Consider the following 15151-nt stretch of genomic DNA (forward strand, 5'->3'; position numbering starts at 1 on the left):
TGTCCAAACACACAAAAACCTCTTTTTACGCCCCGTGAAACAAGCCAGAATCTCTGCGATTTTGATGCTGCTTATTTTATGTTTCCAATAAAAATTATCGCGTTCAAAGCCCAATTGACGTAAAAACAATCTATATTGAGAAGCCAGTCACAACAATACGGCAGATTTTATTTAATCCAATTAATTAACACTACAAACCATAAGTGATTGAGATCTCACATCGCCACATCTCGTAGGACACCCATAAATACCGAGGCCCAAAACATAAGTAAGCACTAACATACAAATATCATACGGAAAGTCACTGCGAGTCAGATCACGCAACAAAATTTGTACAAGGTGCTTCTAGTTTGAGCACTATTAACGTTATTGACGAGAAACATGGCACTTTTTACGTTTTTAACGGGAAATCCAATTGCGAAAATTGACGTTAAGGTGTTTTCTTACTGTGCCTAAGGCCTACAGGCCACTCTAAAGATTGTGCACCTCCTCCGGATTGCAATCCAAAGTAGAGGTAGGCCTTAGAGAGTGTTTATCAATTGATGACATTCCATTCCATAAGTGAAATGAAAGCAAATAGTAAGGAACAGCTATGCTTGCCAACATTAAAAAAACAGCACTAGCAACAGCAATTATTGCAACAGCAACAACTGGATTCGCTTCAGTAGCGACTGCAGCTGAGCGCAGCGAACTGACTGTACACCCTAAAGAGTTTACAACCTTCGTTCGTAACTTTAACCCATTCTTGGGTGCGACGAACCTACACACTACAACGGACTTCATCTACGAGCCGCTTGTTGTTTTCAACGAAATGCACGGTAACACGCCTGTATTCCGTCTTGCTGAAAACTTCAAGATGTCTGATGACCTAATGAGCGTAACTTTCGATATTCGTAAAGGCGTGAAGTGGTCTGATGGTCAAACGTTTGATGCAAATGACGTAGTGTTCTCTTTCAACCTTGTTAAGGAAAAACCAGAACTTGATCAAAGTGGTATCAACTCTTGGGTAACTGGCGTAGAAAAAGTAAACGACTACCAAGTTAAATTCCGTCTGACTGAAGCGAACTCTAATGTTCCTTACGAAATTGCAAAAGTACCTGTAGTACCTGAGCACGTATGGAAAGACATCAAAGATCCTGCATCATTCACTAACGAAAACCCTGTAGGTTCTGGTCCTTTCACAGAGATCGACACATTTACAGCACAACTTTACATCCAGTGTGCAAACCCGAACTACTGGGATGGAGACAACCTAGATGTTGACTGTCTACGCGTTCCACAAATCGCGAACAACGACCAATTCCTAGGTAAAGTTGTTAACGGTGAAATGGACTGGACTTCATCATTCATTCCTGACATCGACCGTACTTACGCAGCAGCTAGCCCTAACCACCAGTACTGGTACCCGCCAGCAGGTACTCAAGCGTTCGTTGTTAACTTCAAGAACCCAGATGCAGCGAAGAACGAAGCGCTAACTAACGTAGACTTCCGTCGCGCGTTCTCTATGGCTCTTGACCGTCAAACTATCATCGACATCGCGTTCTACGGTGGCGGTACAGTGAATGACTTCGCTTCAGGTCTAGGTTACGCATTCGAAACTTGGTCTGATGAAAAGACTCACAGCAAGTACAAAGGCTTCAACACGTACAACGCTGAAGGAGCTAAAGAGCTACTTAAGAAAGCTGGCTTCAAAGACGTCAACAAAGACGGCTTCGTAGACACTCCATCAGGTAAGTCATTCGAACTTCTAATCCAATCGCCAAACGGCTGGACAGACTTCAACAACACGGTTCAACTTGCAGTTGAGCAACTCGCAGAAGTAGGCATCAAAGCAAAAGCTCGTACTCCAGACTTCTCTGTGTACAACCAAGCAATGCTTGAAGGTACGTACGACGTAGCTTACACAAACTACTTCCACGGTGCAGATCCACACACTTACTGGAACAGTGCTTACAACTCAGCACTTCAGTCTGGTGATGGTATGCCTCGTTTCGCGATGCACTTCTACAAGAACGATAAGCTAGATGGTCTTCTAAACAGCTTCTACAAGACAGCTGACAAGCAAGAGCAGCTAGATATCGCTCACGGCATCCAGCAAATCATTGCTTCTGACCAAGTGACAATCCCTGTAATGTCTGGTGCTTACATGTACCAATACAATACAACTCGATTCACTGGTTGGTGGAACGAAGAAAATCCAAAAGGCCGTCCAAACATTTGGGCTGGTATCCCAGAGCGTCTACTACACGTACTGGACCTAAAACCAGTTAAATAAGTAGTTGTTCTAACTATGCGGCATACATTCCGTATGCCGCAAAATCCCCCACTCTTTCATAAGTTTGTCAAATGGCGCCAGTCGTCAGGGGATTGTTCGCTCTAAAATTTGTTTTCGCTAGAGCGACCTGAAACCAGAAACAGGGAAAATCTGGGTGAGTAAGGTGTGAGTTATGGGTTATTTTTTAAGACGTTTGTCGTTCTATTTGGTCGCATTATTAGTTGCTGCGACATTAAACTTTATTATTCCTCGAGCAATGCCAGGTGACCCAGTCACCATGATGTTTGCGAACGCTTCAGTTCAAGTAACACCAGAACGTATTGCTGCAATGAAAGAACTTCTAGGTTTTGTCGATGGCGGCCTTTTCGTTCAGTACATTGCCTACATGAAAAATGTGCTTAGCTGGGAGCTAGGTACGTCAATTCAGTTTTACCCGCTTTCAGTAAACAAACTGCTTGGTGGTGCCTTTGGTTGGTCACTATTCCTAGCTGGTACAGCGGTAATTCTTTCATTCTCGCTAGGCTCTATCCTAGGTATCTTTGCTGCATGGAAACGTGGTAGCAAATACGATGCATTTGTTACACCGGGCATGCTGATTGTTCAGGCAGTTCCTCAAGTTGTTATTGCAATGCTAGCGCTATTCATTTTCGCAATTGGCTTGAAATGGTTCCCGACCGGTTATGCATACACCGCAGGTACAGTGCCAGATTGGACAAGTTGGGCATTTATTAAAGATGTCGCATACCACGCCGCTCTTCCTTTGTTCTGTGCGTCTATCGTTCAGATTGGTGGCTTCTTGGTTAACATGCGTAACAACATGATCAACCTTCTCGCTGAAGACTACATCACAATGGCGAAAGGTAAGGGCCTCAGTGAAAACCGCGTAGTCTTTAACTACGCAGCACGAAACGCACTGCTTCCAAGTGTCACTGCACTTTCTATGTCGCTAGGTATGGCAATTGGTGGTCAACTTATCGTTGAAATCATCTTCAACTACCCAGGTTTAGGTACCGTACTACTGAACGCGATACATGCTCGTGACTACCAGGTGCTTCAAGGCCAATTAATCATTATGACGCTGTTCATGCTGTCATTTAACTTAATTGCAGATATGGCTTATGTCGTTCTAGACCCTCGCCTGCGCAAGGGAGGTAAATAATTATGAAACAACTATTTCAGCTAATTCTAGGCAATGCCTACGCTCGTATCGGTCTAATAATTGTTTCTCTTTTCTTACTGATGGCCATTTTCGCGCCAGTGCTTTCAAAGCATGCTCCAGATAAGAGAACAGGTAATCCACATGAATACCCAGGCTTTGTTGTCAAGTCAGCACAAGCGGACCCTGATGGTTGGGTCGCACAAAATCTAGCTACAGACCGTCGTACCATGATCATGTCTAAAAAGGCAGACCATGTTTTGGGTACTAGCCGTATGGGCCGCGACATTTGGTCGCAACTTCTTCACGGCGCGCGTATTTCTCTAGGTGTTGGTTTCGGCGCAGGTATTACGGTTTGTTTCCTAGCCACGGTAATCGGTATTTCAGCAGGTTATTTCGGCGGCCGTGTTGACGATGTGCTCACGGCAGCAATGAACATCATGCTGGTTATCCCTCAGTACCCACTCCTATTTGTTCTCGCAGCCTTTATCGGTGAGGCAGGGCCACTGACGATTGCCATTATCATCGGCTGTACCTCCTGGGCATGGGGAGCGAGGGTAATACGCTCGCAAACTCTCGCCCTACGAGAGAAAGAGTTTGTCAAAGCAGCAGAAGTGTTGGGCGAATCGTCTTTCCGTATCATCTTTGTTGAGATTCTGCCAAACCTTATCCCTATCGTAGGTGCAAGCTTCATCGGCTCTGTTATGTACGCAATTGGTATGGAATCCATTATCTCATTCTTAGGTCTTGGTGACCCAAGTACCATCAGCTGGGGCATCATGCTGTACAACGTACAAACATCGTCAGCAATGCTAATCGGCGCTTGGTGGGAAGTACTTGCTCCATGTTTGGCTCTTACTGTTCTTGTAACTGGTCTAGCTCTGCTTAACTTCGCAGTTGATGAAATTGCTAACCCGCAACTTCGTTCACACAAAGGTATGAAGCGTTGGAAGAAACTAGCTGCACAAGACAAGAAAGAACGTACGCCAGACCTACCACCTCAAAATGCACTTTGGAGCGGAGATAAATAATTATGACTGCACCACTTATTTCTATCCGCAACCTTTGCGTGGATTACATTACTGATGCTGGCGATGTACGAGCTTGTAACAATGTCAGCTTTGATATCGCCCCTGGTGAAGTGTTTGGCCTAGCTGGTGAATCTGGCTGTGGTAAATCAACCGTTGCCTTCTCACTGATGCGTCTACATAAACCGCCCGCGTTTATCACTGGTGGTGAGGTTATCTTCAATGGTGAAGATATCCTCAAATACAGCGATGAGCGCATGCAAGCGTTCCGCTGGAGTGAAATGTCGATGGTATTCCAAAGTGCCATGAATGCATTAAACCCAGTACTTACAATGGCAGATCAGTTCTGTGACGTAATCATGCGTCACACGAACATGACCCGCGAGCAAGCACTGAAACGTGCAGAAGGCCTATTGGAGATCGTAGACATTCACCCGAGCCGTCTAAATGATTACCCACACCAGTTCTCTGGTGGTATGCGCCAGCGTTTAGTGATTGCGATTGCGCTCGCACTGAACCCTAAGATGATCATTATGGATGAACCAACCACGGCTCTGGATGTGGTTGTTCAACGCGAAATCCTGCAAAAAATCTATGCGCTTAAAGAAGAGTTTGGTTTCTCTATCTTGTTTATTACGCACGATATTTCTTTGATGGTCGAGTTCTCTGATCGTATCGGCATCATGTACTCAGGCGAACTGATTGAAGTTGCCCCATCAAAAGAGATATTAGAAAGCCCTTACCACCCTTACACGAAAGGGTTGGGTAGTTCTTTCCCTCCATTAACTGGCCCTAAAACGAAGTTGACCGGTATCCCAGGTAACCCTTTGAACTTATTAGAAGTGCCTCAAGGTTGCCGATTCCAAGCACGTTGTGACCGCGTCCATGAAGCATGTACACGCGTTCCAACTCAACTTAGACAGATTGAGCCAAATCGTTTCTCTAATTGTCATCTTTACGGTGACCCAATTGCTCAGACTAAGCTCTAGCAACTCACTGAGAAATAATAAAAAAGATTACTGGAGACAATTATGAGCAAAGAATTTGGCCAGCTACTAGTGGAAGGAAAAAACCTAGTTAAGGATTTTCCTATCAACAGTAACTCCTTAAACCAACCAATGATGCGTGCCATTAACGATGTGTCATTCAAAATGTATAAAAGCCGCGGTCTATCCGTCGTTGGCGAATCAGGCTCTGGCAAATCCACGACAGCCAAAATGATCGCGAAAATGTACGCACCCACTGACGGCATTATTGAGTACAAGGGTCGTGACATCCAAACGATTGACTCTCGCTCAGACCTAATGGCGTACCGCGAAGGTGTCCAGATGGTATGGCAAGACCCGTTTGGCTCATTAAACCCAACACATAACATCTTCCACCATATCTTGCGTCCGTTGCTGATCCACAAAAAAGTCGATCCTCGCAACAAAAAGGAGCAGGAAGAGCGTGTCTATGACTTACTCGAGCAAGTGGGTCTTATTCCGCCAAAAGAGACAGCGCAAAAGTTCCCTCATCAACTTTCTGGTGGTCAACGTCAGCGCGTCAACCTAGCTCGCAACATTGCGGTTGGTGCAGAAGTTGTGTTGGCCGATGAGCCTACCTCAATGCTTGATGTATCGATTCGTGCGGGTGTACTTAACCTAATGGAAGAGATGAAGTTTGAGAAAGAGATGTCTCTACTCTACATCACTCATGATATTGCGACGGCACGCTACATCGCCGAAGACCTAGCGGTTATGTATGTTGGACATATGGTGGAATGGGGAGATACCGAAGAGATCATCCACGATCCACAGCATCCTTATACACAGCTATTGGTTTCTGCGGTACCCGATCCAAGCAAATCAATTCACGAGAAATTGAAAGGCAACAAAGGCGAGATTCCGCTCTGGACTCCGCAATCCCTTGGTTGTCCATTTGCAGGTCGATGCCAACATGCGACAGACAAGTGTAAAGAGAAATTACCTGAAGTCACTCAGCTTTCAGACAACCACTTTGTTCGCTGTTACTTATACGAAAACTAAAGACCACGAGCCAAGCCCGAAAGGTCTTGGCTCGATAACATCATAATAACTCATTCACCACTCGGAGATTTTAATGCTGCTACTTACTAACCATATTGGTTATGAAGCCCTTGGTCCAAAGCAAGCTGTACTGATGACCAGAAAGCCGCGCCTATCGACTACCACTGCGCTATTGGTGTGTGCTGACAGCCATCAAACAGTTGCTAATTTTAGCATTGAGAACGGAACGCAGGTTGCTCGTTGGCACCAAGGGAATTTTTTTCGCATTGATTTCTCCCAGTTTACTCAGGCAGGACGCTACTACCTGCGTGTCGATAATCTCCGTTCTGAGATCTTTAAGATCGAAACAGGCGTTCTTTTCGACACCACGCTATCGGATGTTCTGCACTACTTTAAGTCCCAACGTTGCGGTGGGCGTTTTGACAAGCAAGACCACACCATTCCACTTCTTGGTAGCGACACTCATGTTGACGTCCACGGTGGTTGGTACGACGCATCAGGCGATGTCAGTAAGTACCTGAGCCATTTATCTTATGCCAATTACCTGAACCCTCAGCAGACTCCCATCGTCGTTTGGAACTTACTCAAAGGCCTCGAATTGGTCGCTCATGATGAGAATGTAGCCCTATTCACCAAAGTACGAATGATGGAAGAAGCCCTATTTGGCGCTGACTTTCTTGTACGGATGCAAAATGAACAAGGTTTCTTCTACATGACGGTGTTTGACAAATGGTCAAAAGACATCAAACAACGCGAGATTTGTGCGTATGCAACTCAGGAAGGACATAAATCTGAAGATTACCAAGCGGCATTTAGACAAGGTGGTGGTGCATCTATCGCAGCGCTGGCGGCTGCCGCTCGTTTAGAAGAAAGTGGCGAGTTTGCGACGCAAGACTACCTTACAGCAGCCGAAAAAGGCTACTGGCACTTACGTGAGTTTAACCTTCAATACCTCAACGATGGTGAAGAAAACATCATCGATGAATACTGCGCGCTGCTCGCCGCTGTAGAACTCTACAAAACAACGAATAAGTCTGAGTACCTAACTGAATGTCGAGACTGGGCAGCGAAACTTCAGCTGCGTCAACAGTCAGATGAAAACTTCGCCAACTACTGGTCAGCCAATCAAGATGGATCTCGACCTTACTACCATGCGGCAGAAGCAGGACTGCCTGTTATTGCTCTTTGCGCTTACCTCGCGGTTGAAACCGATAGTGCACTTAAACAACAGCTTCAAACAACCATCTCGAAAAGTATTCAATTTGAACTAAACATTACTCATTTGACGGCAAACCCGTTTGGCTATCCGCGCCAATATGTCAAAGGGGTTAACGAGTCGAAACGAGACGCTTTCTTTGTGGCCCACAACAACGAGACGGGCTATTGGTGGCAAGGTGAAAACGCTCGTTTAGGTTCACTCTCTACCATGGCCCTATTTGCATTGCCTTACATCAATGACATCCAGACACGCCAGCAATTGCTTCGTTTTTCACAAGATTCTATCAACTGGGTGCTCGGTCTAAACCCTTATCACATGTGCATGCTGGATGGACACGGCCACAATAACCCAGACTACTTACCGCAATATGGTTTCTTTAACGCCAAGGGTGGAGTTTGCAACGGTATTACTGCCGGCTTTGAGGATGAAGAAGATATCGCCTTCAATCCTCCAGGACAGAAAGACGACATGCTGCAAAACTGGCGCTGGGGCGAACAATGGATTCCTCATGGCGCTTGGTACTTGTTGGCTATCATCGCCCAGTACAGCCATTTCAGCCAACAGGAGAAAAAATAGATGACACTTTACTATGTTGGTATTGATGGCGGAGGCACCTCTTGCCGAGCTCGAATTCGAGACGAAAACGGAAGCTGTATCGGTGAAGCCAAAAGTGGCAGCGCCAATATTCTACTGGGGATTGACGTTGCAATGGCATCCATTGTCGATGCAATTACTCAAGCGGCAAAACAAGGCGGGTTAGATGAATCTCACTTTGCTCGTATGCACGTGGGTTTAGCCTTAGCAGGTGCAGAACAAAAATCAGCTTGGCAAGCCTTTATGGCCCTCAATCATCCATTCGCTTCATTAGTATTAAATACCGACGCTTACGGCGCATGTGTGGGGGCACACAATGGCGATGAAGGCGCCATTATGATCGCTGGCACGGGATCATGCGGTATCTACCTCGCACAAGGCGAGCAACATGTTGTGGGTGGCCGAGAATTTCCTATTTCCGATCAAGGCGGTGGCGCTGTCATGGGCTTACGTCTTATTCAACAAGTCTTGCTTGCAGCCGATGGCATCGTCGAGAAAACACCGCTGGCAGAACATGTCCTGAATCACTTCAATCAAGATATCGATCAAATCGTTGAATGGTCAAAAGGCGCTCTACCTAGAGATTACGGTCAATTTTCGCCTGCAATTTTTGAACACGCCTACCAAGGCGATTCGCTAGGAATCAGCATGTTGAAGCAGACAGCCGCTGATGTAGAGATGTTTCTCATCGCGCTTAATCGCAAGGGTGCAACGCGAATCTGTCTAATGGGTAGTATTGCACAGCGAATTAAAGCGTGGCTCTCCCCTCCTGTTCAAAGCTGGATTGTCGAACCTCAGTTTGATGCGATTGAGGGTGCTCTCATGTTTGCGGGGAAACCCGAACATAACCTGTATTAAGGGCGAAACTATGAGCTTTCGTGTCGAACTCGCCGTTTTATCTGAGCAGAAACAATTCTGCCGCTTTGGCTTAACGGTACACAATTTAACCGATCAAGATCTGACAAACTGGCAGCTCCAGTTCATCATCGATCGCTATATCCAGCCAGATAGCTTTACTCATGGTTCGGTTGAACAAGTCGGCAGTTTCTGTCGCGTTACTCCCGACACACCTATCTTGACGGCCAACCAACACTACTACTGCGAGTTTAGCATTGGAACTGCGCCACTGCGTTTTTACACTGATGGACTTAAAGACGCGCTCATTACTACAGATGAAGGCACAGTTACCTACCCGGCGACTCTAACGCCTATCGTATTGGCCTCTCCGTACCGAGAGCGTAGTGAACTGCCGAAAACCGTTGCCTCCGATCTAGCCTTGATCCCAAAACCAAATCATATAGAGCAACATGATGGCCATTTCCATTTATCGGCCTCTAGCCAAATCACACTGCAAGCCTCTTTAGCCGAAACGGCGGCGACTTGGCTACAACAAGAACTCTCCCAGCTGTTTAACTTTGAGGTTCAAACCATTGGTCAGAGTGACATTTTATATCGTAATAACCCAACGCTGGATGAAGGTGAATATCAGCTCACCGTCTCAGGTTCTGGCGTTCGCCTAGAAGCAGGCTCAAGTATCGGTTTTGTCCACGCAAGCGCCACCTTGCTGCAGCTTATTCAAGTTAATCAGGACCAAGGTTTATCGATTCCTTATATCAAGATTTGCGACACCCCGCGCTTTAAGTACCGCGGTATGATGCTCGATTGCGCTCGCCACTTTCATCCGATAGAGCGAGTGAAGCGTCTCATCAATCATCTTGCACATTACAAGTTCAACACTTTCCATTGGCACCTAACGGACGATGAAGGCTGGCGACTAGAAATTAAAGCCTACCCTCAATTAACCGAAATTGGTGCTTACCGTGGGACTGGCACACCAATCGTCCCTCAATACAGCCACTTAAACAGTGTGTATGGCGGGTTCTATTCACAACAACAAGTGAAAGAAGTGATTGCTTACGCTGCGGAGCGCGGCATCACGGTGATCCCTGAGATAGATATTCCTGGCCACTGTCGAGCCGCGATTAAGTCTTTACCTCATCTACTGCAAGATAACGAGGACCGCTCTCAGTTTCGCAGCATACAGCACTACACAGACAATGTGCTAAACCCAGGTTTACCGGGTACCTATGAGTTTTTAGATACCGTTCTGGAAGAGGTCGCGGAGCTATTCCCTTCTCAATGGATCCATATCGGGGCCGATGAGGTACCTGATGGCGTGTGGCTTGAAAGCCCTGCATGCCAGAAACTCATGGCCGATCACGACTATCAGAGCGCGAAAGAGTTGCAAGGTCACCTCCTGCGTTATGCAGAGAAAAAACTGCGCACTCTAGGTAAACGAATGGTGGGTTGGGAAGAAGCTCAACATGGCAACAAGGTGAGCAAAGATACCGTCATTTACTCTTGGTTGAGCGAAGAAGCCGCACTGAATTGTGCGAAACAGGGCTTCGATGTGATTCTCCAACCAGGTCAGTCGACGTATCTCGATATGACCCAAGATTACTCTCCTGAAGAACCTGGTGTCGATTGGGCTGCCGTCATCCCTCTAGAAAATGCGTATCGATATGAACCTCTCGCGGAAATCCCGGACAGCGATCCGATAAGAAAACGCATTCTCGGTATTCAATGTGCGCTTTGGTGCGAAATCATTAACACACAACAACGCATGGACTACATGGTCTTCCCTCGTTTGACGGCCATGGCAGAAGCCTGTTGGACAAACAAGCCTCAACGTAATTGGGAAGATTATTTATCCCGGCTAAAAGGACACTTGCCACTTCTTGAGCGACAAGGCGTCCAGTATCGCCAACCTTGGAAATAACATCTGGATTAATGACTCGTCATTAACAGTTTTCACTAGCTTTAAAGTTTTGGCTACCAAAGTGGTAGCTTGGTAAAAAGGAAATTAACATGAAATACGGCTATTTCGATAACGACAATCGTGAATACGTCATCACTCGACCAGACGTACCTGCGCCATGGACAAACTACTTGGGCACAGAGAAGTTCTGTACAGTCATCTCTCACAATGCTGGGGGATACTCTTTCTACAATTCACCTGAATATAACCGTGTTACTAAATTCCGTCCTAACGCGACATTCGATCGCCCAGGACACTACGTTTATCTGCGTGATGATGAGACAGGTGACTACTGGTCAATCTCTTGGCAGCCAGTAGCGAAAAGTCTAGACGAAGCAAGCTACGAAGTTCGCCATGGCTTGTCTTACTCTAAATTTAAGTGTGAATACAACGGTATTGAAGCTGAAAAGACACTGTTCGTACCAAAAGGCGAAGACGCAGAAATCTGGGATGTGGTGATTAAAAACACCTCAGATAAACCACGTACGATCAGCGCATTCTCATTTGTTGAGTTCTCATTCAGCCACATTCAATCAGATAACCAAAACCATCAGATGTCTCTCTACTCTGCGGGCACGTCATACAACGAAGGCGTGATTGAGTACGACCTGTACTACAACACCAACGATTTCGAAGGCTTCTACTACCTAGCGTCAACGTTTGACCCAGATTCATACGACGGTCAGCGTGATAGCTTCCTAGGTCTTTACCGTGACGAGGCAAACCCACTCGCGGTAGAACAAGGTAAGTGTTTCAATACAGCGCAAACTTGTTACAACCACTGTGGCTCTCTGCACAAGCAATTTACTATCCAACCAGGTGAAGAAGTTCGCTTTGCTTACATTCTAGGTATCGGTAAAGGCAACGGTGAGCGTCTGCGTGCGAAATACCAAGACCTTGCTGAAGTTGATAATGCGTTTGCGGGTATCAAAGCACACTGGGATGAGCGTTGTGGCAAGTTCCAAGTGAAATCACCAAACGAAGGTCTAGATACCATGATCAACGCTTGGACCTTATACCAAGCAGAAACTTGTGTGGTGTGGTCTCGTTTTGCTTCGTTCATCGAGGTGGGTGGTCGTACTGGTCTTGGTTACCGCGATACAGCGCAAGATGCAATCTCAGTTCCTCATGCTAACCCTGCAATGACGCGTAAACGTATCGTTGACCTGCTACGCGGTCAGGTGAAAGCAGGTTACGGTCTACACCTATTCGATCCAGATTGGTTCGATCCAGAGAAAGCTGACGTAAAACCATCTAAATCTCCAACCGTGGTTCCAACACCTTCTGATGAAGACAAGATTCACGGCATCGAAGACACATGTTCTGATGATCACCTATGGCTAGTTCCAACCATCTGTAAGTACGTGATGGAAACGGGTGAGCACAGTTTCTTTGACGAAGTGATCCCTTACGCAGATGGCGGCGATGCAAGCGTTTATGACCACATGAAAGCAGCGCTAGACTTCTCAGCTGAATACGTCGGTCAAACCGGTATCTGTAAAGGTCTACGCGCAGACTGGAACGACTGTCTAAACCTAGGTGGTGGTGAATCTTCAATGGTGTCGTTCCTACACTTCTGGGCACTGCAAGAGTTCATCGACCTAGCAAAATACCTAGGTAAACAAGCTGACGTTGAGAAATACACGGAAATGGCAGCAAACGTTCGTGAAGCGTGTGAAACACACCTTTGGGATGATGAAGGCGGTTGGTACATCCGTGGTCTGACGAAAAATGGCGACAAGATCGGTACAGCGCAACAAGCAGAAGGCCGTGTACACCTTGAGTCAAACACACTTGCGGTACTTTCTGGTGCGGTATCTCAAGAGCGCGGCGAAAAAGCGATGGACGCAGTAGACGAGAACCTATTCTCTGAATACGGCCTACACCTAAACTCGCCATCATTCGCAACGCCAAACGATGACATCGGCTTCGTAACTCGCGTTTACCAAGGCGTAAAAGAGAACGGCGCTATCTTCTCGCATCCAAACCCATGGGCATGGGTAGCTGAAGCGAAGTTAGGCCGTGGTGATCGTGCAATGAAGTTCTATGATGCACTCAACCCATACAACCAGAACGATATCATCGAAAAACGTATTGCAGAACCATACTCATACGTTCAGTTCATTATGGGTCGTGACCACCAAGACCACGGTCGTGCAAACCACCCATGGTTAACTGGTACATCTGGCTGGGCTTACTTCGCGGTAACAAACTTTATCCTTGGTGTGCGTACAGGCTTCGATGGTCTAACTATCGATCCTTGTATTCCAACGAACTGGCCTGGTTTCGAAGTGACTCGCCAATGGCTAGGTGCAACGTACAACATCAAAGTGGTTAACCCTGATTCAGTAAGCAAAGGCGTTAAGTCGATTACCGTGAACGGTGAAGCAGTAAATGGTGCCTCTGTACCAGTTCAAGCGGAAGGTTCAGTAAACGAAGTTATCGTTACTCTAGGTTAATCATCTTTTAGGGGAGAGCTTCTCCCCTTTTGATTTATCCGATGCACTGAGTTTGATGAGTGCATCGGTTCGCTAGCAAAGATTTAAGAGGCGGTGGGATGCCGCTCTTATCGAGGATCGAATCATGATCAAATTTGGTACAGGCGGCTGGCGTGCATTTATCGGTGAGGAGTTCACTAAAGATAATGTACGTTTGGTCGCTCAAGCAGTTGCAAACATCACGAATAACGAATCGGTTGCTGATCGCGGTTTTGTGATTGGCTATGACCGTCGTTTTCTTTCCGATAAAGCCGGTCGTTGGTTCGCTGAAGTTCTAGCAGCAAACGGCATTGTCGTTAGCTTTATCGACAAATTTGTCCCAACGCCTATCGTAATGTTTAAAGCGAAGGAAATGGGCTGCGCGTACTCGGCATGTATTACCGCATCGCACAACCCTGCCGATTACAACGGCATTAAAGTCTTCATTGAAGGTGGTCGTGACGCAGATGAAATCATCACCCAAAAAATCGAGTCACAAATCGCTACGCTAACTGCGCAAGAGGTAAAAAGCGTTGATTTTGAACAGGCGGTTGAAGACAAACTGATTCAAGTCATCAACCCAATGAACGAGTTTGTAGACTCGATCATCGACTTTATCGACATTGAAGCGATCAAGAAGGCCAACTTACGTGTTCTTATCGATCCTATGTTCGGCGTCGCGAAAAACGCACTGCAGACGGTACTGATCAACGGCCGCTGTGATGTTGACGTAATCAATGACGGTAAAAACCCAGACTTCGGTGGCTTAATGCCATCACCAAGTGCAGCAACGCTTTATCGTCTCAAACATCTTGTCGCCGCCGAAGGCTACGATATTGGTATCGGCACCGATGGTGATGCTGACCGACTCGGAATCATTGATGAAAAGGGCAACTTTATTCACCCAAATGAAGTGCTCCTTCTGTTGTACTACTACTTGTTAGAGTACAAAGGCTGGACGGGCTCGGTGGTTCGTAACATCGCTACGACGCATATTTTAGATAAAATCGCTGCAGATCACGGTGAAAAATCGTTCGAAGTTCCCGTTGGGTTTAAACACATCAGTTCACAAATGGAAGCTGACGATTCACTGATTGGTGGCGAAAGCTCGGGCGGTTTAACTATTCGTGGGCATATCAAGGGCAAAGATGGCGTATTTGCATCGAGCTTATTGGTCGAAATGATTTCTGTTACAGGCAAGAAACTGTCTGAGTTGCTTGACGAAATTTACGGCAAGTACGGCTATGCCTATACCGCAGAGGGAGACTGTAAATTCAAACCAGCAGAGAAAGAGGCACTGTACAACAAAATCTACGTTGAGAAACAGCTGCCTGAGTTTGACTTTGAGATCGACAAAGTCAGCTATGAAGACGGTGCAAAAGTCTACTTCAAGAATGGCGGTTGGGTCATTGCTCGCTTCTCAGGCACAGAGCCTTTACTGCGTATCTTTGCCGAAATGGAAGATAAAGAAACTGCAGAATGTGTTCTTCAGCAAGTGAAAAACTTCTTGCAACTTTAACGGAGTGTCAACTCCGTCCCTATAGGTGAAGAACACTT

The 15151-nt window shown here is 46.4% G+C and carries 10 protein-coding genes; all 10 read left to right on the plus strand.

Features of this window, described 5'->3' with window-relative positions:
* The first annotated feature begins 592 nt into the window (after positions 1-592).
* The 10 genes from OH458_RS17060 to OH458_RS17105 all read left to right on the plus strand — a co-directional run bounded on the left by OH458_RS17060 (position 593) and on the right by OH458_RS17105 (position 15113).
* Entirely contained in the window at positions 593-2275 is a 1683-nt protein-coding gene (locus OH458_RS17060) for an ABC transporter substrate-binding protein (RefSeq protein ID WP_269979221.1), read from the plus strand.
* A gap of 172 nt (positions 2276-2447) precedes the next feature.
* Positions 2448-3434 carry an ABC transporter permease gene (locus OH458_RS17065; protein WP_269979222.1) on the plus strand — a complete coding sequence of 329 codons (987 nt, stop codon included), beginning with the start codon at positions 2448-2450 and terminating at the stop codon, positions 3432-3434.
* 2 nt (positions 3435-3436) lie between these two features.
* A complete protein-coding gene (locus OH458_RS17070; protein ID WP_269979223.1) occupies positions 3437-4462 on the plus strand; it encodes an ABC transporter permease in 1026 nt (341 codons plus the stop codon).
* A gap of 2 nt (positions 4463-4464) precedes the next feature.
* Positions 4465-5448: an ABC transporter ATP-binding protein gene (locus OH458_RS17075; RefSeq protein WP_005474318.1), complete on the plus strand. Its 984-nt coding sequence runs from the start codon at positions 4465-4467 to the stop codon at positions 5446-5448.
* 42 nt (positions 5449-5490) lie between these two features.
* Entirely contained in the window at positions 5491-6486 is a 996-nt protein-coding gene (locus OH458_RS17080) for an ABC transporter ATP-binding protein (RefSeq protein ID WP_005474333.1), read from the plus strand.
* A gap of 73 nt (positions 6487-6559) precedes the next feature.
* Positions 6560-8281 carry a glycoside hydrolase family 9 protein gene (locus tag OH458_RS17085; protein WP_269979224.1) on the plus strand — a complete coding sequence of 574 codons (1722 nt, stop codon included), beginning with the start codon at positions 6560-6562 and terminating at the stop codon, positions 8279-8281.
* Positions 8282-9157, plus strand: a complete 876-nt coding sequence (locus OH458_RS17090) for an N-acetylglucosamine kinase (RefSeq protein ID WP_269979225.1) — start codon at positions 8282-8284, stop codon at positions 9155-9157.
* Positions 9158-9167: 10 nt separating this feature from the next.
* Complete coding sequence (locus tag OH458_RS17095; RefSeq protein ID WP_269979226.1) at positions 9168-11078, plus strand: beta-N-acetylhexosaminidase; 1911 nt, start codon at positions 9168-9170, stop codon at positions 11076-11078.
* An 89-nt stretch (positions 11079-11167) separates the two neighbouring features.
* Positions 11168-13576, plus strand: coding sequence for a GH36-type glycosyl hydrolase domain-containing protein (locus OH458_RS17100; protein ID WP_269979227.1), 2409 nt, complete (start codon positions 11168-11170; stop codon positions 13574-13576).
* A gap of 124 nt (positions 13577-13700) precedes the next feature.
* The gene (locus tag OH458_RS17105; protein ID WP_269979228.1) at positions 13701-15113 is read left to right on the plus strand and encodes a phosphoglucomutase/phosphomannomutase family protein; all 1413 of its coding nucleotides are present in this window, start codon (positions 13701-13703) and stop codon (positions 15111-15113) included.
* Positions 15114-15151 lie beyond the last annotated feature (38 nt).

Origin of the sequence: Vibrio sp. MarTm2, assembly GCF_027587055.1 — a bacterium.
Classification (GTDB): Bacteria; Pseudomonadota; Gammaproteobacteria; order Enterobacterales; family Vibrionaceae; genus Vibrio; species Vibrio sinaloensis_D.